At 73.8% G+C, this 21,696-nt stretch carries 20 protein-coding genes; 9 read left to right on the top strand and 11 right to left on the bottom strand.

The annotated features are described in order from the left end of the window. Window positions 1-48 precede the first annotated feature (48 nt). The 3 genes from manA to ABZZ38_RS13960 all read right to left on the bottom strand — a co-directional run bounded on the left by manA (window position 49) and on the right by ABZZ38_RS13960 (window position 5,022). Window positions 49-1,278 carry a mannose-6-phosphate isomerase, class I gene (gene manA, locus ABZZ38_RS13950; RefSeq protein WP_356739156.1) on the bottom strand — a complete coding sequence of 410 codons (1,230 nt, stop codon included), beginning with the start codon at window positions 1,276-1,278 and terminating at the stop codon, window positions 49-51. Between the two features lie 97 nt (window positions 1,279-1,375). Beyond that, window positions 1,376-2,338 (bottom strand): ROK family protein, encoded by a 963-nt coding sequence (locus ABZZ38_RS13955; protein WP_356739159.1) that lies wholly within the window; start codon window positions 2,336-2,338, stop codon window positions 1,376-1,378. A 140-nt stretch (window positions 2,339-2,478) separates the two neighbouring features. Then, the gene (locus tag ABZZ38_RS13960; RefSeq protein ID WP_356739161.1) at window positions 2,479-5,022 is read right to left on the bottom strand and encodes a SpoIIE family protein phosphatase; all 2,544 of its coding nucleotides are present in this window, start codon (window positions 5,020-5,022) and stop codon (window positions 2,479-2,481) included. Between the two features lie 390 nt (window positions 5,023-5,412). Between ABZZ38_RS13960 and ABZZ38_RS13965 the strand changes: the two genes are divergently transcribed. The 4 genes from ABZZ38_RS13965 (at window position 5,413) to ABZZ38_RS13980 (ending at window position 8,413) form a co-directional block, all read left to right on the top strand. Continuing rightward, window positions 5,413-5,904: a DUF2617 family protein gene (locus ABZZ38_RS13965; protein WP_356739163.1), complete on the top strand. Its 492-nt coding sequence runs from the start codon at window positions 5,413-5,415 to the stop codon at window positions 5,902-5,904. Next, window positions 5,901-6,302, top strand: coding sequence for a DUF4247 domain-containing protein (locus ABZZ38_RS13970; protein ID WP_356739165.1), 402 nt, complete (start codon window positions 5,901-5,903; stop codon window positions 6,300-6,302). Before ABZZ38_RS13965 ends, ABZZ38_RS13970 begins: the two co-directional genes overlap by 4 nt. A gap of 67 nt (window positions 6,303-6,369) precedes the next feature. Beyond that, window positions 6,370-6,807 (top strand): DUF350 domain-containing protein, encoded by a 438-nt coding sequence (locus ABZZ38_RS13975; protein WP_356739167.1) that lies wholly within the window; start codon window positions 6,370-6,372, stop codon window positions 6,805-6,807. Between the two features lie 7 nt (window positions 6,808-6,814). Next, window positions 6,815-8,413 carry a polyamine aminopropyltransferase gene (locus ABZZ38_RS13980; protein WP_356739169.1) on the top strand — a complete coding sequence of 533 codons (1,599 nt, stop codon included), beginning with the start codon at window positions 6,815-6,817 and terminating at the stop codon, window positions 8,411-8,413. An 18-nt stretch (window positions 8,414-8,431) separates the two neighbouring features. On the opposite strand, the gene ABZZ38_RS13985 is transcribed toward ABZZ38_RS13980, so the two are convergent. The 6 genes from ABZZ38_RS13985 to ABZZ38_RS14010 are packed head-to-tail and all read right to left on the bottom strand — an operon-like array spanning window position 8,432 to window position 14,566. Beyond that, window positions 8,432-9,427 (bottom strand): Gfo/Idh/MocA family oxidoreductase, encoded by a 996-nt coding sequence (locus tag ABZZ38_RS13985; protein ID WP_356739171.1) that lies wholly within the window; start codon window positions 9,425-9,427, stop codon window positions 8,432-8,434. Then, the gene (locus tag ABZZ38_RS13990; RefSeq protein ID WP_356739173.1) at window positions 9,424-10,641 is read right to left on the bottom strand and encodes an MFS transporter; all 1,218 of its coding nucleotides are present in this window, start codon (window positions 10,639-10,641) and stop codon (window positions 9,424-9,426) included. Before ABZZ38_RS13990 ends, ABZZ38_RS13985 begins: the two co-directional genes overlap by 4 nt. Next, window positions 10,638-11,696, bottom strand: coding sequence for an NAD-dependent epimerase/dehydratase family protein (locus ABZZ38_RS13995; RefSeq protein WP_356739175.1), 1,059 nt, complete (start codon window positions 11,694-11,696; stop codon window positions 10,638-10,640). The genes ABZZ38_RS13990 and ABZZ38_RS13995 overlap by 4 nt, the downstream gene beginning before the upstream one ends. Beyond that, a complete protein-coding gene (locus ABZZ38_RS14000) occupies window positions 11,683-12,405 on the bottom strand; it encodes an HAD-IA family hydrolase (RefSeq protein WP_356739177.1) in 723 nt (240 codons plus the stop codon). The genes ABZZ38_RS13995 and ABZZ38_RS14000 overlap by 14 nt, the downstream gene beginning before the upstream one ends. Then, window positions 12,402-13,967 carry a trehalose-6-phosphate synthase gene (locus ABZZ38_RS14005; RefSeq protein WP_356739180.1) on the bottom strand — a complete coding sequence of 522 codons (1,566 nt, stop codon included), beginning with the start codon at window positions 13,965-13,967 and terminating at the stop codon, window positions 12,402-12,404. The genes ABZZ38_RS14000 and ABZZ38_RS14005 overlap by 4 nt, the downstream gene beginning before the upstream one ends. After that, entirely contained in the window at window positions 13,964-14,566 is a 603-nt protein-coding gene (locus ABZZ38_RS14010; protein WP_356739182.1) for an SIS domain-containing protein, read from the bottom strand. Before ABZZ38_RS14010 ends, ABZZ38_RS14005 begins: the two co-directional genes overlap by 4 nt. 238 nt (window positions 14,567-14,804) lie before the next feature. On the opposite strand from ABZZ38_RS14010, the gene ABZZ38_RS14015 reads away from it, so the two are divergent. Continuing rightward, complete coding sequence (locus ABZZ38_RS14015) at window positions 14,805-16,880, top strand: AfsR/SARP family transcriptional regulator (RefSeq protein WP_356739184.1); 2,076 nt, start codon at window positions 14,805-14,807, stop codon at window positions 16,878-16,880. A 108-nt stretch (window positions 16,881-16,988) separates the two neighbouring features. Beyond that, a complete protein-coding gene (locus ABZZ38_RS14020) occupies window positions 16,989-17,375 on the top strand; it encodes a hypothetical protein (RefSeq protein ID WP_356739186.1) in 387 nt (128 codons plus the stop codon). Window positions 17,376-17,516: 141 nt separating this feature from the next. On the opposite strand, the gene ABZZ38_RS14025 is transcribed toward ABZZ38_RS14020, so the two are convergent. Further along, window positions 17,517-18,413: a DUF72 domain-containing protein gene (locus tag ABZZ38_RS14025; protein ID WP_356739188.1), complete on the bottom strand. Its 897-nt coding sequence runs from the start codon at window positions 18,411-18,413 to the stop codon at window positions 17,517-17,519. An 89-nt stretch (window positions 18,414-18,502) separates the two neighbouring features. On the opposite strand from ABZZ38_RS14025, the gene ABZZ38_RS14030 reads away from it, so the two are divergent. Then, complete coding sequence (locus tag ABZZ38_RS14030; protein WP_356739190.1) at window positions 18,503-18,904, top strand: STAS domain-containing protein; 402 nt, start codon at window positions 18,503-18,505, stop codon at window positions 18,902-18,904. Then, window positions 18,904-19,833, top strand: coding sequence for a sensor histidine kinase (locus ABZZ38_RS14035; RefSeq protein WP_356739192.1), 930 nt, complete (start codon window positions 18,904-18,906; stop codon window positions 19,831-19,833). Before ABZZ38_RS14030 ends, ABZZ38_RS14035 begins: the two co-directional genes overlap by 1 nt. A gap of 100 nt (window positions 19,834-19,933) precedes the next feature. Here ABZZ38_RS14035 and ABZZ38_RS14040 read toward each other — a convergent pair whose 3' ends face one another. Then, entirely contained in the window at window positions 19,934-20,785 is an 852-nt protein-coding gene (locus ABZZ38_RS14040; protein WP_356739194.1) for a SigB/SigF/SigG family RNA polymerase sigma factor, read from the bottom strand. A 216-nt stretch (window positions 20,786-21,001) separates the two neighbouring features. On the opposite strand from ABZZ38_RS14040, the gene ABZZ38_RS14045 reads away from it, so the two are divergent. Beyond that, window positions 21,002-21,696: HAMP domain-containing protein (locus ABZZ38_RS14045; protein WP_356739196.1), on the top strand; the 695-nt coding region annotated here is incomplete at its 3' end.

Consider the following 21,696-nt stretch of genomic DNA (forward strand, 5'->3'; position numbering starts at 1 on the left):
CTCGCCGCGACAACACCCGGAGCGAAACCGGTTAAGTTTAGTGGGAGTTCAGGAGGCCGGGGGCGTCGGAAGGGCGCTTTCGGTGGCGTTCCGCCCGGCCGCGACGGTGGCGCGGAACACCGTGCCCTCACCCGTGACGGTCACCCGCTCGCCGGCCGGGACGTAGAGGGCGCCGCCCGCCTCCAGGTCGTACTCCTCCCGCCGGCCCGCCAGGCGGGCCACGCCGTGCGTGCACAGGAGGAGTTGGGGCGCGTCCACGTCGAGGACGACACCGGACCCGCCCGTACGCGGCGTCAACCGGGACAGCCGGAAGTCGTCGACCGGGGCCGGGTAGACCTCCTCGCCCCTGTCGCCGGGCCGGGGGCGCAGAACGCGTACCGGGGTCGCGGAGAACCGGACCACGCGCAGGAGTTCGTCCACGTCCACGTGCTTGGTCGTCAGCCCGCACCGCAGCACGTTGTCGGAGGCGGCCATGATCTCCACGCCCAGACCCCGGAGGTACGCGTGCGGGACGCCGGGGCCGAGGAAGAGGCCCTCACCCGGCTCCAACCGGACGTGATGGAGCATCAGGGCCGCCAGCAGCCCCGGGTCACCGGGGTGGGCGCGCGCCACCGCGTCGTAGGCCGCGAAGGCCGCCCGGTGCTCACCGTCGCCCCGGGCCTCGCGCGCCACCGCTGCGGCGACGTCCGACACGAGCCCCGGATCGGGGGAGAGGAAGGCGGAGAAGACCTCGCGCAGTGCCGCCTCCTGCGGACCGCGGCGGAGCGCTTCGGCGTACGGGGCCAGACCGGGCACACCCAGGCCGTCCAGGAGCGCGGCGCACTCCCGCGGCGGGCGGAAGCCGCAGAGACCGTCGAACGGGCTGAGGGCGACGATCATCTCGGGCTTGTGGTTGCCGTCCTTGTAATTACGGTGGGGAGCGTCGAGCGGTATCTCCCGGGCGTTCTCCGCCGTGTAGCCCGCGGCCGCCTGTGCCAGGTCGGGGTGGACCTGGAGGGACAGGGGCGCGTCGGCCGCGAGCAGCTTGAGCAGGAACGGAAGCCGGGGCCCGAAGCGCCGTAGCGTCATCCCGCCCAGTTCCGCGGCGGGGGCCGCCTCGATGACACGGTCCAAGGGCTGGAGCCGGCCCTCGCGCAGGACCCGGGAGGGAGCGGCCGGATGGGCGCCCACCCACAACTCCGCCTGCGGGGTGCCGTCGGGCGCCGCGCCCATGAGGCGGGGGAGGGCGGTGGTCGAACCCCACGCGTAGGGGCGGATGGTGTTGGTGAGGCGGTCCACTGGGTGGCTTCCTTTCGGCCCGGCCTGTCGCCGGGTGGCTGCCCGCGGCGGCTGCGAGGGGGAGCGGAGGGGCGGGGAGGGGCGGCGAGGGGTCGGTCTACGAGCGGGGTGTCAGCACGGGCGCGACGGCTTCGGTCGCCCGTGCCGCCGCCGCGGCGGCGCCGATGAGGCCCGCGTCCAGGGCGAGTCGGGCCGGAACGACCGGCACGTCCCGCGCGAAGTCGAGTACCGCGTACTCCGCCAGACGGCGGCGCAGCGGCGCGAAGAGCGTGTCGCCCGCCTGGGCCACGCCGCCTCCGATCACCACCAGATCGAGTTCGACGAGCGCGATCGTCGCCGCGATCCCCGCGGCCAGTGCCTGTGCCGCCCGGTCGTACGCCGCCTGTGCCCGGCTGTCCCCGGCCCGCGCCGAGGCCGCGACCGCCGCGGCGGTGGCCGCGACCCCCGCCGGAGGGGCCCAGCCGGCGGCCTGCGCGTGGGTGGCGATCGCCGTACCGCTCGCGAGACCCTCCACGCAGCCGCGGGCGCCGCACGGACAGACGGAGCCGTCCAGGTCGACCGTGATGTGACCGATGTGCCCCGCGTTTCCCGACCTCCCGGCGTGCAGCGCGCCGTTCAGGATCAGCCCGCCGCCCACACCGGTGGACACCACCATGCACAGCGCGTTGTCCACCCCCCGGGCCGCGCCCATCCAGTGCTCGGCGGCGGCCATGGCGACGGCGTCGCCCACCAGCACCGGCCGGACGCCCAGGGGCATCCGCGGATGGGTACGCACCCGCTCGACCAAGGGGAAGCCGCGCCACCCCGGGATGTTGACCGGGCTGACCGTGCCCGCGGCCGTGTCGACCGGGCCGGCGCCGGCGATCCCCATGCGCGACAGCGCGCCCCACGCCGCGTGCGCGGACAGTTCGTCGAGTACGGCGGTGACGGCTCCCATCAGCTCCTCGGCCGGCCGCCGGGCGGGCGTGGGCCGCTGGGCCCGCGCCACGAGACGGCCCTCCGCGTCCACCAGTGCCCCGGCGATCTTGGTACCGCCGATGTCGAGTGCTCCGTACACCATGGCGTCAGCCCTTCCCTGAACAGGCGGAATACCTCACCCCGCGCGGGAGACACTGTGCACGCCTCTGACAACGTTGTCTAGTAAACGGTTTAGTCGAGCAATGGTTTAGCAAAGAAGCGATGCCGGGAGCACGCCGCCCCTCAGCGGGAGCCCAGGGCCTCCCCGCCGGAAGCCCCGTCCACCGGCTGTTCCGTCCAGACGGTCTTGCCGTCGCGCGTGTAGCGGGTGCCCCAGCGGTCGGTCATCTGCGCCACCAGGAACAGACCGCGTCCCCCCTCGTCCGTGCTGCGGGCACGCCGCAGATGCGGGGCGGTCGTCCTGGGGTCGGACACCTCGCAGATGAGCGACGTGTCGCGGATCAGGCGCAGCTGTACCGGCCCGGCCGCGTACCGGTACGCGTTCGTCACGAGTTCACTGACGATCAGCTCCGTCGTGAAGGACAGGTCCTCCAGCCCCCACGCCGACAACTGCGCCGCCACCAGCCGCCGCGCCCGCTGCGCCGCGGTCGGGTCCGCCGGCAGCGTCCAGGTGGCCACCCTCTCCGGCGCCAGCACACGGGTACGGGCGATGAGCAGAGCCACGTCATCGGTGGGATGGTCCGGCAGGACGGTCCGGGTGACCGTGTCGCAGATGTCGTCCAGGCCGCGCCCCGGCGGCCTGAGCGCCTCGCACAACAAGCGGAGCCCCTCGTCGATGTCCCAGCGCCCCGACTCGATGAGACCGTCGGTGTACAGGGCGATCAGGCTGCCCTCCGCGAGCTCGAACTCCTCGTTCTCGAAGGGCAGTCCGCCCAGGCCGAGCGGCGGCCCGGCGGGCAGGTCGACGAGCGTCGCGTTCCCGTCGGGTGTGACCACGGCCGGCGGGGGATGGCCGGCCCGCGCCATGACACAGCGGCGCGAGATCGGGTCGTAGACGGCGTACAGACAGGTGGCGCCGACGATCTGCTCACCCGTGGCCGTGTCCGGGGCCTCCTGCTCACCGGCGAGACGGCCCACGAGGTCGTCGAGCTGGGACAGGACCTCGTCGGGGTCCAGGTCCAGACCGGCCAGCGTGTGGACGGCGGTGCGCAGCCGCCCCATGGTCGCCGCCGCCGGAATGCCGTGACCGACGACGTCACCCACCACCAGGGCGACGCGGGCCCCGGAGAGCGGGATCACGTCGAACCAGTCCCCGCCGACGTCCGTGGCGGCCCCGGCCGGCAGATAGCGGTGGGCGACCTCCACCGCCGGGTGCTCCGGCACGTCGGCCGGGAGCAGGCTCCGCTGGAGGGACAGCGCCGCCTCCCGCTGCTGTGTGTAGCGGCGGGCGTTGTCGATGGAGACGGCGGCCCGCGCGGCGAACTCCCCGGCCAGCGTCAGGTCGTCCTGCTCGAAGGGCTCGGGCCGGTCCGTACGCCAGAGGCTGACCACCCCCAGCGTGACCCCGCGGGCCGCCAGGGGCACCGCCATGAGGGAGTGCGCCTCCGCACCCGGAGCCGTCCCCGCCGCCTCCCCGCTCGTGCGGAGCGCCTCCCCGCCCGCCTCCTCGTCCCCCGCTCCCGCCGCATCCCCGCCCGTACGGCGCGACTCGTCGCCCGTACGGAGCAGTCCGCCGGGCCCTTCCGCCACCGGTTCGAGGACCGGCCGCCGTTCCCTCAGGCATCGCGCCTGCGGGGTCACCGGCGCGAAGGCCACCGGGCCGTGCTGCCGCTGCGCGCCCCGCGGGGGCCGGGGCGAGACGCTGCGCCACGCCACCCGGCACAGCGCCCCGGACGCCTCCGGCAGCGGTTCCCCTCCCCGGACCACGGGCTCCAGGAGGTCCACGGACACGCAGTCGGCGAGACCCGGCACGGCCACCTGCGCCAGCTCCTCGGCGGTGCGGGTGACGTCCAGCGTGGTGCCGATCCGGGTGCTGGCCTCGTTCAGCAGGGCGAGCCGCCGCTGAGCCCGTTCCCGGGCGGTGACGTCCTCCACCATCTGGGTGACCCCGAGGACCTCGCCGGCCGGGTCCTCCATCCGGAAGGCGGAGATGGACACGGTGCGCTCGTGGCCGGGCGGATCGGTCAGCAGCCGTACCGGTTGCTCGGTGAAGATGAGCGGGCGTCCGGTGTCCAGGACGTGCCGCAGGCTCCGCCCCGCGGTCTCCGCGTCCGGTGGGATCATGAAGTCGGTCATGCGCAGCCCCCGGATCGCCTCGGGGGATACCCCGGCGAACCCCGCGATGGTCCGGTTGACGCGAAGGACGGACAGGTCCGGGGCGTGGACGGAGATGCCGATGGGGCAGCGGAGGAACAGCCCGTCCAGCAGGGAGCGGTCGATCTCCCACTGGATCACGTCCTCGGCGGGCGAGCCGACGAGGAACCATTCCTCACCCCGGGCCGACCGGAGGACCAGACGGGCCCGGAAGCCCAGCCGCATACGGTGCCCGTCCCGCCGGCGCACGGTCACGATCCCGAACCAGCCGCGCGCCCTCACGCACTCGGCGACCGCGCGCCGCGCCGCGCCCCGGTCCGCCGGGTCGACCAGGACGTCCAGCGCCGCGCGGCCGATCACGTCCTCGGGCCCGTAACCGAGCAGCTCCTCGGCCAGCACGCTCCACCCGACGATCGTCCCCCGCTCGTCCAGGACCGCCGTCACGGCACGGTGGAGCGCGAAGGGATCCTCCGGGCTCTCCCTGAACGTCCTCAACGGCGTGTCCATCGCCATCACCCTCGTACTCGGGGGAGACGTGGCCCGTGCCACGTCAGCTTCCGCACCGGACATGCCTCGGGAGTCTCTCATTCCAGGACCGACACGGCGAGCGTGACCGAACACCCATAGGGGTCACGTCACGACATCCAGCGCGTCACCTGCGGCGTGCCGCGCGCTTCGGCCCGCCACACGCGATGCGCCGGACGGGTTTCCCGTCGATGGGACGCGAGTTTCGCCTGTGTCATACTCGGCCGCGCTCTTCGCACCTTCCGGAGTCGGGGGATCATCGTTGCCTTTCCAGCTCGCCGCGGTCTGCGCGGCGCCGGTCACCGGTGTGCCCGCCCGCGGCCGGACGCCCGTCCCCGCGGAGCCCTCCCGCCCCGACGCGACGCCCTGCGGGGCCGGATGAGCGGCATAGCACTCGTCACCCCGTTCGTGGACACCGACGCCGACCAGCTCTCGTTCGCGCTCGGACACCCCGCCCGTGAGGCGCTCGCCGTGCGCGACCTGACGGTGGACGGCATCGACGTGCAGCTCAGGCTCCTGGGCGCCTCCCACCAGGTGTTCGCGGGCCCCGTCGGGGAGACCGTCGCCTGCCTGCCCGGCGTCGAGGACGGCCTGCCCGACACGCTGGCGAGGGGTTTCGACGACTGGGACTACCGCTTCGAGGCCCGCGTCCACCGCTTCACCGCGAAGGAGTTCAGCGCGGAGGTGGCCCGCGTCCGCTGCCTGGCGGACGGCCCCCGGGCGCTGTACGGCATCTTTCCCGGTTCCCCGGAGGCGATCACCGCGCTGACCGTCGAGCGGGAGGACGCGGGGCTGAGCTGGCGCACCTGGCACACCTACCCGCGCAGCCGCCGGATCGTGGCGACGCGCACCTCGCTGGAGGCTCGATGAAGCCCGCCCGACGCGTCGGCGTGATGTTCCTCGCCGCGGTCGCCCTCACCGCGTGTTCCAGCGGCGAGGACGAGCCCAACGACGTACCCACCGGGTGGATCCAGCGGGAGTACACCGCGAGCGGCGCCGACCACCTCGACGGCAGCGACCCGACGTCGCGCGTCGCGGACGAGATCCACGGCAACACCGCGGCCCAGGACCGCCTCGACGACGACGGCATGGTCTTCCTCCGCTACCGCGACGACATCGTGGCCATCAGCCCCCACCGGGGCGGCAGCAGGATCGAGATCGCGGACTACGAAAGCGGCTACCGCCGCTGGAACCCGCACCTGCGCAGCGCATGGCCCGACCCCACCAGCGCCCAGTTCCGCGGCGGGGGCCCCGGCTCCGGGAAGTGACCCCACCCCCTGTTCCGCGCCCGCCCTCCCCCGTACTCCCCGACGACGTTCCCGAAAGGCTCTTTCCGTGGCAGAGATCCTCGAGTCGGCAGGCACCGCCCTGCTCTACGGCCTGGTCGGCTTCCTCGTCATGGCGGCCGGCTTCATCGCGCTCGACCTCGTCACCCCAGGGAAGCTCCTCCACGTGGTGTGGACCGAGCGCAACCGCGGTGCCGCGGTCCTCCTCGCCGGTCAGACCATCGCCATCGGCCTCGTCATCGAACAGTCCATCAGGGCCAGCGAGTCCGAGCAGGGGCTCGGGCTCGGCCTGTTCAGCACGCTGCTGTACGGCCTCGCCGGGGTCGCCGTGATGACCGTCATCTCCTGCGTGGTGGGTCTGCTGACGCCCGGTCGGCTCGGCGCCGCCGTGCTCGACGACGACGGTGACCGCCCCCATCCCGCCGCCTGGGTCCAGGCGGCCATGTACATCGGTACGGCCTTCATGGTCGGCGCCGCCGTCTCCTGACCTCCCCATGAGCACCACCGTCCCGGCCCGGGAGGCTCCCGCCACCGCACGACCGCCGGCGATCCACACGCGCGGGACCCGCCTGCTGTTGCTGCTCGCCGTGTTCGTCTGCGCCGCCTGCGGCCTGGTCTACGAACTGGCGCTGACGGCCCTCGGCAGCTACCTCATCGGCAACTCCGTGACGCAGACCTCCGTCGTCATCTCCGTCATGGTCTTCGCCATGGGCATCGGCTCCCTCGCCGCCAAGCCCCTCCAGCGGCGCGCGGTCGGCGCCTTCGCCCTCATCGAGATCCTGCTCGCGCTGGTCGGCGGCCTGTCGGTGCTCATCCTGTACGTGGCGTTCGCCTGGCTGCGGCTCTACATGCCGGCCATGGTGGTGATGTCCTTCGCCGTCGGCCTCCTCATCGGCGCCGAAATCCCGCTGCTGATGAATCTGCTGCAGCGGATCAGGCGTCAGGAGGCCGGCAGCGCGGTGGCCGACATGTTCGCCGCGGACTACGTCGGCGCCCTGGTCGGTGGCCTGTGCTTCCCGCTGCTGCTCCTGCCCGTGTTCGGGCAGCTCAAGGGGGCACTGGTGGTGGGCGCGGTCAACGCCCTGGCCGGCGTGGTCGTCGTCCTGTGGATCTTCCGCCGTGAGACGCGCCGCGCCGTGCGGATGGCGCTGCTGGCCGCGATGGCCGGCGTCCTCGCCGTCCTCGGCACGGTGTACGTCCTGGCGGAGGACATCGAGGTCACCGCCCGTCAGCAGCTGTACCGCGACCCGATCGTCCACGCCGAGACCACGCCCTACCAGGACATCGTCGTCACCCGGTCCACCGCCTTCACCGGGCAGCCCGACACACGGCTCTTCCTCAACGGCGACCTTCAGTTCTCCTCCGTGGACGAGTACCGCTACCACGAGGCGCTCGTCCACCCCGCCCTGTCCGCACGGCGCTCGTCCGTACTGATCCTCGGCGGCGGCGACGCGCTGGCCCTGCGGGAGGTGCTGCGCTACGACGGCGTCGACGAGGTCACGCTGGTCGACCTGGACCCGGCGATGACGCGGCTCGCCCGCTCCTTCGCCCCCTTGCGCGCGCTCAACGACGACGCGCTCGCCGACCCCCGCGTGACCGTGGTCCACGCCGACGCCTTCACCTGGCTGCGGGACGCCGGGCGGCGCTACGACGCGGTCCTCATCGACTTCCCGGACCCGGACACCGCCGCGCTGGCCAAGCTCTACAGCGTCGAGTTCTACCACCTGCTCGGCCACGTCCTGAAGCCCGGGAGCCAGGTCGTCGTGCAGGGTGGCTCGCCCTTCTTCGCCCCCAAGTCGTACTGGTCCATCGCCACCACGATCGGCAAGGCCGGTTACACGACCACCGCCTACCAGGTGGACGTCCCCAGCTTCGGCAACTGGGGCTACATCCTGGCCACCCCCGGCGCGGGCGGCCCCCGGCCCGCCGTGCGGCTGGCCGAGGACGCCCCGCCGCTGCGCTTCCTGGACGACGCGGTCCTCCGGGCCGCCACCGTCTTCCCCGTCGACCGCCGCGCCCAGGACGTACGGGCCAGCACGCTGATGGACCCCGCGGTGCTGGAGTACACCAGCCGCGAGTGGCGGAACTACTGACCCCGCGACCGCCGGCGTTCACGCGGGCTCGCCGTCCACAAGCCGGACGCCGGCCTTCCGCCGTACGGCGTCGGTGACCGACAGCACGGCGCGGGTCGCCGACCACGGGACGAGGGGACTCTGGGTCAGCCCCGCCCGAACGCAGCGCATCGCCTCGCGCGCCTCGTGGGTGTAGCCGTGGCCGGTCGGCGGCAGCCGCCACTCTCGGGGCGGGCCGCCACCTCCGGCCGGGTGCAGCAGGACGCGATCCGCGCGGTAGAACGGCGCGGGCAGTTCGAGGCGGCCCCCGGTGCCGGTGAGCTCCGCGCGCGCGGGCAGATCGGCCGCGAAGGAGCACGACAGTTCGGCCATGGCGCCGGACGGGTAACCCAGCAGGACCGCCGTCGTGTCGTCCACGGGCGGCGTGGTCGTCACCGAACGGGCGGCGACGTACCGCGGACTGCCGAGGAACAGCTCCGCGAGGGCGAGCGGATAGACGCCGGAGTCGAGCAGGGCGCCGCCACCGTCCGGATCCCGCAGCCTGCGTACGGCGTGCGGCGGGGCAGGACCGCCCGTCGCCGCCCGCAGAAGATGGGGCACCCCCACCGCGCCCGCCTCGACCAGCCGGGCCGCCTCCCGCACCGCCGGCAGGCATCGGGTCCACATCGCCTCCATGAGCAGCAGCCCACGGCCGGCGGCCAGCCGCATGAGGTCCTCGGCGTCCCGGACGTTCGTGGTGAGGGGCTTTTCGCACAGGACGTGCTTGCCGGCTTCCAGACAGGTCCGTACGGCCCGGTGGTGCGCCGAGTTGACGGCCGCCACGTACACGATCCGCACGTCGGGATCGGCGGCGACCTCCTCGTATCCGCCGTAGGCACGCGGAACGCCGTGGCGGGCCGCGAAGGACCGTGCCGACGCGGCGCTGCGGGAACCGACCGCCACCAGTTCGGCCTCGTCGAGCAGCGCCAGGTCCTCGACGAAGGCAGCCGCCTGCCGTCCCGTCGACAGCACGCCCCACCGGACGGCCCCCGTCATGGCACCGCCCCCGACCGTGCCGCGGCCTCCGGGCCGGCCATGACGCGCGTACGGCGACGGTCGGCGAGCCGCGAGAACACCACCACGAGCGCGACCACCCCGCTCACGCACCCCAGGGCCAGCGACAACGACGTGGCGTGGGCGAGCCCCCCGATGGCCGGCGGTCCGGTGACGAGGCCGACGTAGGCGACCGACGACACGAACCCCACCTCCCGCTCGCCGCTGGTGCCCAGCGACCGGCCGTGCTCCCCGGCCTGCCCGATGGCAACGGGGAAGACCAACGCGAAGCCGAGGCCCGCCAAGGCCAGTCCAGCGTACCCTGCCGCCGCCCAGGGCAGCGCGACGGCGATCAGCAGCCCGCCCGCGGCGGTCGCGCCGCACAGGGCGAGCAGCAGGTACGGGCCGAGCCGCTCCTCCAGCCGCACGCCGAGGAACCGGATCACCACGGTGGTGAGGGAGAAGACGGTGTACCCGGCGGCGGCGGCCGACGCCGACATGCCCCGCTCCGCGTCGAGGAAGAGGACCGACCAGTTGGCCATGGCACCCTCGCCGATGGCGGCGCAGAAGAGGGTGAACGCGATCAGCCACAGCATCGGCTGCCGGAACGGGCGCGGCGCCGCCGCCGTCCGCCCCTCGTCGGCTTCCGCGCGCTTCCCGGTCTCCTCCGCACCGACCTTGGGCAGGCGCCGCCCGAAGACCGCCACCAGCACCAGCGTGACGCCGGTGACCAGCAGGAAGTGCGGCCGGGTGCCCCAGTCGGCCCAGGCCGCGAGGGCGGCACCGGCCGAACCGGCGACCGCCCCCGCGCTGAACACCGCGTGGAAGAACGACATCAGGGGCCGTCCGACCTGCGCGGTGACGAAGACCGCACAGATGTTCATCGCGACGTCGAGCGTGCCCACGGTGAACCCGATGAGGAAGAACGCGGCCCCGAGCGCACCGTACCCGCCCGGCAGCGACAGCACCGCCAGGGCCAGGCACATCGCAGGCAGCGCGGCGAGCGTGACGCGGCGCGTGCCGAGGGCCGCGCACGCCCAGCCGGCGAAGGTGGCGCCCGAGAGCAGGCCGGCGACCTGACCGAGCAGGGCGAGCCCCAGCGCGCCCTCGTCGGCGCCCACCTGGTGGGCCAGCGCCGGTACCCGGCCCACCCATGAGCCGTACACCATGCCGTTGAGGACGAACGCGGCCGAGACGGCCGTACGGGTGGAGATCATGCCCCGTCCCGCTCCCTCCGGTCCCCAAGGGCCTTCTCGTCCTTGGTGAAACTCGATGTGATCGAGGGCAGTTCGGGGCACTCGCCGAGTTCACGGGCCAGCGCCGCGATGCCGTCGTGCAGGGTGACGCGCGGGGTGTAGCCGAGCGCCCGCGCCCGGGTGATGTCGCCGACGAGCGCGTAACTGTCCTCCAGGACGGTGGCGTCGGCGACCAGCTCGGCCGGGGTACCGGTCACCTCGCCGATGACCTCGGCCAGCCGGCGCAGCGAGGTGTCGGTGCCGCTGCCGACGTTCACGGCCTCGCCGGGATCGGCGCGCCCGGCGACGTACAGCAGTCCGCTGACCATGTCGTGCACGTGCACGAAGTCGCGGCTCTTGCGGTCGATGTCGCCGACCGCCGGAATGGGTTTGCCGTTGAGGTGCCAGCGCAGGAACTGGGACACCTCGCCCTCGGCGCGGCGCGGGTCCTCGCCGGGGCCGTAGATGACGAAGGGCCGGGCGATGGAGGCGGGCAGGTGCCACGTCTTGACCAGGCCGCGGATGATGGCCTCGCCACAGAGCTTGTGCGCCCCGTACGGCAGGATGGGGTCCTTGGCGTGGGCCTCGTCGGTGGGGCTGTACGTCGGGGGGCCGTAGACGGACGCGGCGGACTGGTGGACCAGGCGGGTGCCGGAGTGGGCGCACGCCTCGGCGACGTTGAAGGTGGCCTCGACGTTCATCCGGAAGTCGAAGCGCGGGTCGAGCAGCGAGCGCGTGCCGCTGGGGTTGCCCGCGAGATGGAACACGACGTCGGCGCCGTGCAACGCCTCGGCGGTGGCGGCCGGATCACGCAGGTCCGCCTGGCGGAACTCCGTTCCCGGTAACGGCTCCCGGGGCGCCACGAGGTCCACCACCCGGACCGTCTTTCCGTGGTCGGTGAGCGCGGTCACCAAGTGGCGGCCGACGAAGCCGGAGCCGCCGGTGACCGCCGCGGTGGTGAAGGGGGCGAGGACGTCCTCGGGGACGTGGGCCCACGCGGGAGTGGTGGCGGTGCGGGGGGCATCAGAGGGACGCATACGTTTCTCCCTTGGGTGAGGAGGGACGCGTGTGGAGGAGATGGTGGACCGCGCCGGCCAGGCCCCGGTACGCCCCGGCCGGCCGGTCGGGCAGCAGGTGCACGTGGAGGCCGGCGGCCACGGCGGCGCCGTCGTTGACCGGGTCGTCACCGACCATCAGGGCTTCGTGCGGTGGGGTGCCGAGACGGGCGCAGGCGGTCCGGAACAGGCGGAGCCGGGGCTTCTCGGCGCCCTCGTCGCAGGAGAGGACGAACGCGTCCACGTACCGGTCCAGGCCGTGGGCGGCGAATGTGGGCCGGATGTCCCAGCCGACGTTGCTGACGACCGCGACCGGCACGCCGCGCTCCCGCAGCGCTGCCAGGACCGCGGCGACATCGCCGTACGGGATCCAGGCCGCCGGTGACAGCAGGCGCGCGTACAGCGCCTGTGCGAGCTCCGCGTCCGCCCCGGCCTGCCCGAACCACGACAGGTGGGCGCGGCGGTGCGCGGAGGTCGAACGCTGGCACCCGCGCATGCCCTCCTCGACCGGCGCGGACCGGCGTACCGCCCGCATCCGCGCGTACAGCGTCCGGGCCGCCGTCTCGCCGGTCTCCCGGCCGGTGGCACAACAGGCGTCCAGCACCCAGCGGTGGCTGTCGTCATGGGCGAAGAGGGTGTGGTCGTAGTCGAACAGGACGGCACGGGGGGACGGCGCGCCGGCGCCGGTCACGGCAGCCTCATCCCCTCGCGTACGACGTCCTCGCTTACGGCGCCCCCGGCCGCACCGTGGTGCGGCGTCGCCGTCGCCCGCGGGAATCCGAGCGCGGACGGGGCCCGTCCGGCCCGTACCGCACGCACGTCCGCGAGCTGGTCGTGCAGCCAGTCGACCGGATCGGCACACCGGACCGCCGCCCGGGCCCGGGCGGCCATCGCCCGCCGCCGCTCGGGAGGCAGGGTCAGCGCCCGGTGGAGGGCGTCGGCCGTCGCCGTTACGCTGCGCGGCTGCTCCAGCGGCACGGTCCCGTCCCGGGGGAGCAGATCACCGGCACCGGTGCCGGTGGACAGCACGATCACACCGTCCCGCTCGTTGACCAGGGCGCCCTCCTGGGCCACCAGGTTCATGCCGTCGGCGACCGCGTTGACGAGGAGCACGTCGTGGGCGCGCAGCACGCCGAGGGCGCGTTCGATGTCGTCACCGTGGTGGACGGTCACCGCGCCGGGGTGGCGGGAGTTGAGGGCGTCCACCGTGCGCAGGACCCGGTCCCGGTAGTCGCGGTAGGCCGGCACGGTGTCCCGGGAGGGCACCAGACAGGCCACGAAGCGGACCCGGTCGGCAAGGTCGGGATGCCGGTCCAGCAGGGTGCCGAACGCCTCGAAACCGCGCAGCGCGTTCTTCGCCGGGTCGAGCCGGTCCACCCGGGCGATCACGGCCCGCGGGTCACCGGCCCTCGTCCGGTCGGCCCAGTCCGTGACACGCGGCACCCGGGCGCGGGCGGCGAGCGCGGGCCCGTCGACGGTCACCGGATAACACCGCACCCAGGTCGCCCGACCGCGCCCCGTGCTCACCCGGCCGGCCTCGTGGTCGACGTCCAGCCCCAGGACCGCGCAGCACTCCAGGAACCGCCGCGCCCACGCGGGACGCTGAAAGCCCAGCACATCGGCGCCGAGCATGCCCTGGACCAGCGTGGGCACGAGCGGGTGCGGCAGCCGCGACCACGACTCCCGGGCAGGGAACGGGGTGTGGCTGAAGTGGGTGATCCACACGTCGTCGCCGCGCCGCCTGCGCACGGCACCGGGCAGGAGCAGCAGCTGGTAGTCGTGGCACGCCACCACGGCACCGGACGGCGTGGTGCGGGCGATGTGCGCGGCCAGGGCCTCGTTGACCGCCCGGTAGCCGGCGAGGGACCGCAGCGGGTCACGTGGGTCCACGACAACGGGCACGTCGTCCTCGATGCCGTGCCAGGCCGTCCACAACAGGCTCACCCCGGCGTCGTAGTAGTACCCGTGGTACGCGTCCGGGTCCACCGGCACGGCCTCGTAGCGGTAGCCCAGGTCGGCGGCGAGACCACCGAACAGGCCCAGCCGCGCCGCGCGCGCGTCGCCGTCCGCGTCGGAGGGCGCCACCCAGCTGATGCGGGCGGTGCGGGGGTCGACGGCGCGCCCGACCCGGTCCAGCAGGGCCGTCACGCTGCCGTTGCGGCGTACCGGCCGCAGACCCTCCGCCCGTTCCGTGAACCGCACCGGCCCCCGGTCGGAGACCAGCACGACCTCCTCGGGCCGCGCCGCCGTCACGGCGTACGCGCCGTCGCGGTGGCGCCGACCGGCCCGGGGGCGGCGCGCAGGACATCGGCGAAGGCGTGCACGATCGCGATGTGAGCCGTCTCGATGACGCCGAAGTCGTCCGAACCGACTATCAGAGGGATGTCCACGAGGTCCACGGCCGTCCCGCCGCCGCAGCCGAGCATGCCGATGGACAACAGCCCCATGCGGCGCGCGGCGCGCAGCGCGGCGATGATGTTCGGCGAACGGCCGCTGGCGCTGATCGCTATCACCGCGTCACCAACCTCCGCGTTGTTGGTCAGCTGGTGGACGAACGCGTCGGCGTAGGACATATCGTTCGCGTACGCCGTGAGGACGGCGATGTTGTCGGCCAGCGCGAACGCCCTGAGCCCCGGCTCGGAGGGCCGCCGCGCCGTCTTGACCAGGTCGCACACCAAGTGGGTGGCCGTGGACGCGCTCCCGCCGTTGCCCATGGCGTAGACGCGGCCGCCGCGTCGGCGCACACCGTCCAGCGCCTCCGCCGCGTCGGCGACCGCGGACAGGGACACCGTGCGCAGTCCGCTGACGGTCTCGCTGAAGAACTTCTCACTCAACCACTGGTAGTGCTCCACAACAGGCCTCCTGATCCGGTGGGTTACGGAGGTCCACAGCGTGCGCGTCACCCTGACCGGACCGCGCCCAGATCGCGCCCATCCGCCGCCCAGCGACCACGCCGACCTGCCGTGGAGGTGTTTCGCGTCAGCACGTGGACCGCTTCCGGACAAACTCCGAACGCGGGTGTGGAAGGTGGGAAACGTGACACTCGCGTCCCGGGATATATGTCGAAGGCACCGACCGGAAGGTCGCGAGATGCGCTATGGACTGCTCGGTCCTCTCGAGGTGTACGAGGACGACGGCGCCGCGCCGTTACCGCTGGGCGGTCCGCGACAGCGGGCCGTCCTCGCCTCGCTGGCGCTGCGGGCGAACGAGACCGTGAGCGTCGACTACGTGGCGGACGCGGCCTGGGAGGACCCGCCCGCCTCCCCGGGCTCCAACATCCGCACCTACGTCAACGGGCTGCGCCGCCGGCTGGGTGACGACGCCGCGCACCCGAGGCTCCTCGTCACCCGCCCGCCCGGCTACCAACTGCGCACCCGCTCGGGCGAGGTCGACGTCGAGGTCTTCGAGGACCTGGCGGCCCGCGCCGTGTCGGCGGCGCGGGAGGGGGCGCTGTCCTCGGCTGCCCACCACAACGGGGAGGCGCTGGCCCTGTGGCGGGGCCGCCCGCTGGAGGGCCTCGCGGTCGGCTCGGCACTTCAGGCCCAGGCCGTGCGGTTGGTGGAGCGGCGGCTGGCGGTCGCCGAGCAGTACGTGCAGGTGCTGCTGGCCATGGGGCGCCCGGCGGAGGCGGTGGGAGTCCTGCGCCCGCTCGTCGCCCAGTACCCGCTGAACGAGAACCTGGCGGCGCACCTGATGCGGGCGCTGCACCGGGCGGGGCGCCGCACGGAGGCGCTGGAGGTGTACCGGCAGGTGGGCAGAGTCCTCACGGACGAGCTCGGCGTACCGCCGGGCGAGGAGCTGAGTGCGGCGCGGCGGCACATTCTGCGCGGGTCGATCCCGGCGCCCGCGCCGACGCCCCGTCGTGCGGCGCGCGGCGGGGGCACGGCCGACACGATGCCCGTGGGGGCGCCGGCCGGCAGCCTGCCGCCCGACGGAACCGTGTTCGGCGGCCACCGGACCGGGGCCGCGTGGCCGCCGGCCGCGCGCCCCGCCGTACCGGAGCTCCCGGGCTTACCGGACGCGGCGGCCGTGTCGGTCCCGTCCGTCCTCTCCGTCCCGATGGGTACGGCACTGGCCCGTACGACGAGCTCCATGACCGCTCCGCACCCCGCACGCCCTGCCGAGCCCATCGCGCCGGCCGCGCTGCCGCGCGGCCCGGCCCAGTTGCACGGAATGCCCGCGGACATCGCGGAGTTCACGGGCCGCGAGGCCGAACGCGCGCGGGTACGCTCCTGGGTGCGGGCCGTCACCGGGGCGCCCCGGACGGCCACGGCACCGCTCGTCCAGGTCATCACCGGGATGCCCGGCGTCGGCAAGACCAGGCTCGCGGTCCGCCTCGCGCACGAGCTCGCCCGCGAGGGCCACTTCGGCGACATACAGCTCTTCGCGGACCTGCGCGGCCACACGGCCGGGCACGAACCACTCGATCCGGGCACCGTACTGGCGCGGTTCCTGCGGATGCTGGACGTGCCGCCGGACCGGATGCCGTGCGGCGTCGAGGAGCGGGCGGCGCTCTACCGGGACCGGCTGCACGGGCGGCCGTCCCTCATCCTGCTGGACGACGCCACCGGCCCCGGCCAGGTCCACCCCCTTCTCCCCGGCCACCCGTCGTCGCTCGCCCTGATCACCAGCCGCCGCGGCGGCTGGGCCCTGGACGGCGCGAGTACGCTGCCGCTCTCCCCGTTCACCGTCGAGGAGTCCGTCGCGCTGCTGGCCCGGGTGGTGGGCGACGGCCGGGTGACGGCGGAGCCCGAAGCGGCCGAACGGATCGCGCGCCTCTGCGGCCGGCTCCCTCTGGCCGTCGCCCTGGCGGCCCTGCGGCTGCGCGCCCGCCCGGTCCGGCGGCTCGCCGACTTCGCCGCGCGGCTGGCTCCCGAGGACACCCGGTTGGACCGGCTGAGCGTCGGCGGGCGTACGGTCGCCACCGCCTTCGACGCCTCCTACCGCACCCTGCCCCCGCACCGGCAGCGCGTGTTCCGCCTGCTGGCCGGCGCGCCCGGCCCGGTCCTCGGCCCCGGCCGCGGCGCCTGGGCGAAGGACGCCGACGAGGCCGAGGACCTGCTGGAGCAACTCCTCGACGAGAGCATGGTGCGGCAGACGGCCTCGGGCGCGTACCAGGTCCATGAACTCCTCCGCGTCTACGCCCGCAACCTCCCGCCCGGCTGATACGGCGACGACGCGCACCGGAGCCCGCCGGGCCCTCACCCGGAACACCGGGCACACGGCGCGCCCGTAAGGGGTTTTCGTCGCGGCGCGCCGGTAAGACGCACCACCATGACAGACTCAAACAAGGGCACAGCCACCACCGAGAAGGCAGCAACCACAGCAGCCAAGACGGCCGAGACCGGGAAGTCGGCGGCGGGCAAGGCGACCCGTGAGTCGTCCCGCTCCGGCGCGGATGCCGCCGGCAACGCCCGGGAGCGGACGGCCGCGGTCGTGTCGGGCCCCGCGCGGGCGGTGGCGTCGACGCTGAACGGCGTGTCGCGTACCGCGGTGAGCTCGGCGGGCGCGGCCTGGGTCTTCCTCCGGTCGAACGTCCGTGTCGCCACGGGCGTGGCGGCCGGAGCGACGGCCGTGGCCGTGACCGCCTACGCCGGAGGCCGCCGGTCCGTCCGTCGGTCCCACGGCCCCGTGACCCGGCTGACCGGCGGAAGGTTCTGACACACCGCCAGGGCGGCCGCGGGAACGCGCCCGTGCGGTGCGGCGTACGCGCCGCCCGACCGGGCACGCCCCGCGGCCGCCGACGTGTGCGTCCGAGCCGCTCACCCGGCTCCCCCCCGTCCGGCGCGGCCCGGTGGCGGCTTACCGCGCGTTCGCCGGCTCACCGACCAGGCGGCTCATGCACGTCGCCGCCTCGACCGCCGCGTCCGCACAGCAGTTGTTGAACAGCACGTGTACCCGGGCCGCCCGTTCGGCCATCCCGCGGACGCGCGGCACCCACTCCGCCAGCTCCCGCGCCCTGTACGTGTGGCGGAACCGGTCCTCCTTGCTGCCGGACAGCCAAGCGGTGCTCCGGCCGTGGAAGCGGACCACCGCGAGCCCGGGCGCGGTGACCGGCGTGACAGGGGGTATGGACGCGGGCAGGGCCTGCGTCATGTCGACGGCCACGGCCGCCATACGAAGGCGCGTCAGCAGCGCCTCCGTCGCGGACCGCTGCTCGCCCTGCCACCAGGCCGGGTGCCGGAATTCCACGGCCAGCGGCCAGTCGCCCGTACGCTCCCCGCACTGTTCGAGGTACGCCTCGGCCGCCGCGCCGGGGGCGAACCACGGCGGGAACTGGAACAGTACGGTCCCCAGCCGTCCCGCCTGCCGCAGCGGTGCGAGCGCCGCGCTGAACCGCGCCCAGACCTCGTCGAGCAGCGCGGCGTCCGCGCCGCCACCGGCGGCGGGGCGCCGCCCGCCCCGGGCGAGCGCGGGGCGCAGATCCGCCGGCATGGCCTCCGGCCGCGTCGGATGCCCGGTCAGCAGGGAGAAGGCCTTCACGTCGAAGAGGAAGCCCTCGGGGGTGCGTTCCGCCCAGAGCGCGCTGTTGCGAGCGCTGGGAAGCGCGTAGTACGTGGCGTCCACCTCGACAAGCGGGAACTGTTCGGCGTAGTGCCGCAACCGGCCCTCCGCGTCACGCCGTCCAGGCGGGTACCAGCCGCTCGACACGAGAGCCTTGTCCGTCCATGAGCATGTCCCGATCAAAATGTCACCCATGGCCGCTCGTCTACCCGGGATCACCCCCGCACACCTGCGGCGGGGGCCTTCGTGCACGCCGGCCGCACGCAACCGGTACGGTGAGGCGGATGAGCATGAGGGAAGAGCCTGCCCGGCCGACGGAAGGCGAGGGCGCGGACGGCGGGCCGGACGCGTCGTCGCCGGACGCACTGCCGACGGGCACGGCCTCGCTGGACGCGTCCCGGCCGCCGGACTGGCCCGGCCTGAAGGTGAGCGGGGAGATCAGCGCGAGCACCGTCCCCGCGTGGCAGGAGGTACTGGAGCAGCTCGTCGGGCAGCCGGGAGAGGTCTGCCGGGCCGATCTGTCACAGGTGACCTTCGTCGATGTCGCCGGCGTCACCAACCTCGTGCTCACCGCGCAGAGCCTGCCGTCGGGGCGGCGGATCGTCCTGCACCGTCCACCGCCTCAGCTGCCCCGCATACTGGAACTCTTCTGGCCCGGACTTACCGAGATTGAGGTGGCATCGTGATGACTGAGGCCACCATCAGCGATCCGTTCGTGCATCCGGCGCTGTTCTACCGCGGCGACCAGCAGTACGTGGCGGGCACGGTCCCCTTCATCCTGGACGGCCTGTCCGCCGGGGAACCCGTGGCCGTCGCTGCCCCGCCCGCCCGCCTGAAGGTCCTCAAGGGGGAGCTGGGGGACCGGGCGAGTGACGTGCACTTCGTTGACATGACCCAGGCGGGCCGCAACCCCGGCCGGATCATCCCCGGCGTCCTGCGCGCCTTCGCCGACGCCCAGCGACCCGGCCGCGTCCGCATCATCGGCGAGCCCATCTGGCCGGGCCGCACGGAGGCGGAGTACCCCGCCTGCGTCCAGCACGAGGCACTGATCAACGCGGCCTTCACCGGCCGTGACGTCACCATCCTGTGTCCCTACGACGCCGACGGCCTCGACCCGCACGTGATCAGTGACGCGCTGGCCACCCACCCGCTCATCATCGACGAGTCCGGTGAGGCGGCCTCCACCGCCTACGCCCCCGAGCAGGTCATCGCCCGCTACAACACCGCGCTCCCCGCCCCCGCGGACGCCGCGACGTACGCCTTCACCGGCGAGGGACTGCCCGCTGTACGACACTTCGCCACCGCCCACGGGGAGCGACTGGGACTCGCCGCCACGCGGCTGCAGGACCTCGCCCTGGCGGTCGCCGAGCTCACCACCAACAGTGTGATCCACGGCGCCGGGCACGGGACCCTCCGGATCTGGGCGGAAGACGGCCAGGTCGTCTGCGAGGTCCACGACGCCGGGCAGCTCACCGACCCGCTGGCCGGCCGGCGCCCGCCGGTCCCCAGCCGGCCGGGCGGTCGCGGCCTGCTCCTCGTCCACCACATCGCCGACCTGGTACGCCTCCACACGGCGGGCAGCGGCACCACGATCCGCTTCTACCTCACGCCGTGACGGCCGGCCGCCCCGTACGGGCCTGACCGGGCCCGCCCGGGTTGGCCGCGGCCCGAGGAGGAGCGGTGACCCGTCCTCGGACCGGGGATCGCCGGACCGTTCAGTCCGTGGCCAGCAACTGTGCCCGCAGCCGCGCCAGGGTGCGGGTGAGCAGGCGGGACACGTGCATCTGCGACATGCCGAGGCGCTCACCGATCTGCGCCTGCGTGAGCTCCTCCACGAAACGGGCGTGCAGCAGGAAACGGTCCCGCTCGTCCAGCCGCTGGACGAGCGGGGCGAGGGAGTGGACGGTGTCGACGCGTTCGATGCCGGGGTCCTCGGTGCCGAGGACGTCGGCGAACGCGACATCGCGGTGCTCGCCGTCGCCGTACGCCGCCGCGTCCAGTGAGGCCGCGCTGTAGCCGTTCGAAGCCAGGCGGACCTCGCGGACCTCGTCCTCCGAGACGGCCATCAGGGCGGCCAGCTCGCCGACCCGGGGCGCGCGGCCCAAGCGGCCGCTGAGCTCCTCCGTGGCCCTGGCGAGCTCGGTCCGGCGCTCCTGAAGCCGGCGGGGCACATGGACGGACCACGAGGTGTCGCGGAAGAACCGTTTGATCTCGCCGACGATGTACGGCACGGCGAAGGTGACGAACTCGACTTCCCGGGACAGCTCGAAGCGGTCGATGGCCTTGATCAGGCCGATCATCCCGACCTGGACGACGTCCTCCGCCCTGTCGGCGCGGACGCGGAACCGTCCCGCGGCGTAGTGGACCAGGGACATGTTCATCTCGGCCAGCGCGTTCCGCGCGTACTGGTACTCCGGCGTGCCCTCCTCCAGAGCGGCCAGCCGGTCGAAGGACAGCTTGGTCAGCGCTCTGGCGTCCTTTGGGGCCGCCTCCTGCGGATGCTCCGCCGCCGGCCGCCTCGCCGCACCGCCGTACGGGACCGTCTTCCTGGACGCCGCAGTTGTCACGGTCTCTCCTCCCGCCTGTCGCTGTTCTTCGGATCCCCGGCCCGTGGGGCACGTGTCATCGGCTTCTCCGCCCCGCGCGCCCCGGCGGATGCCGCCATCTTCGGTCACCGCGTGGGCCGCATCCGGCCACAATTGCCCTGTGTACCTGCCGACGGGTAATCTGCGCCGGATTTGCGTGTGGCAATGGGGTGCCCCGTGGACGGAACGAGGTTGCACATGACTGAGGCTCCGGTCGACAACGCGCGGACGCGGACGGCGGGGAGCGCCGATCCGGCCGGCCGGCCCGACGCGGTCGGTGAGCCGGAACTGCGGCAGCTGCTGGCGGGCCTCACCGCCGTACGCGACGGGGACTTCGGCACCCGCCTCCCCGCCGAGGCGGGCGGCCTGCTCGGCGAGATCGCCACGGTCTTCAACGGCATGGTGGACCAGCTCGCCTCGGTCACCTCCGAGGTGACCCGGGTGGCGCGCGAGGTCGGCACCGAGGGAACGCTGGGCGGGCAGGCCCGCGTACCCGGGGTGTCGGGCACCTGGGCCGACCTCACCGACTCGGTCAACGCCATGGCGGGCAACCTGACGAGCCAGGTGCGTTCGATCGCCCAGGTGGCGACCGCGGTCGCCAAGGGGGACCTGTCGCAGAAGATCCGGGTGGACGCGCGGGGCGAGATCCTGGAGCTGAAGACGACCATCAACACGATGGTCGACCAGCTCTCCGCGTTCGCCGACGAGGTGACGCGGGTCGCCCGCGAGGTCGGCACCGAAGGACGCCTCGGGGGACAGGCCGACTTCAAGGGCGTCTCGGGCACCTGGCGGGATCTCACCGAGTCCGTCAACGTGATGGCCGACAACCTGACGGCCCAGGTGCGCTCGATCGCCGAGGTCACCACCGCGGTGGCACAGGGCGATCTGTCGCA

The sequence above is a fragment of the Streptomyces sp. NPDC006368 genome, assembly GCF_040612535.1.
Classification (GTDB): domain Bacteria; phylum Actinomycetota; class Actinomycetes; order Streptomycetales; family Streptomycetaceae; genus Streptomyces.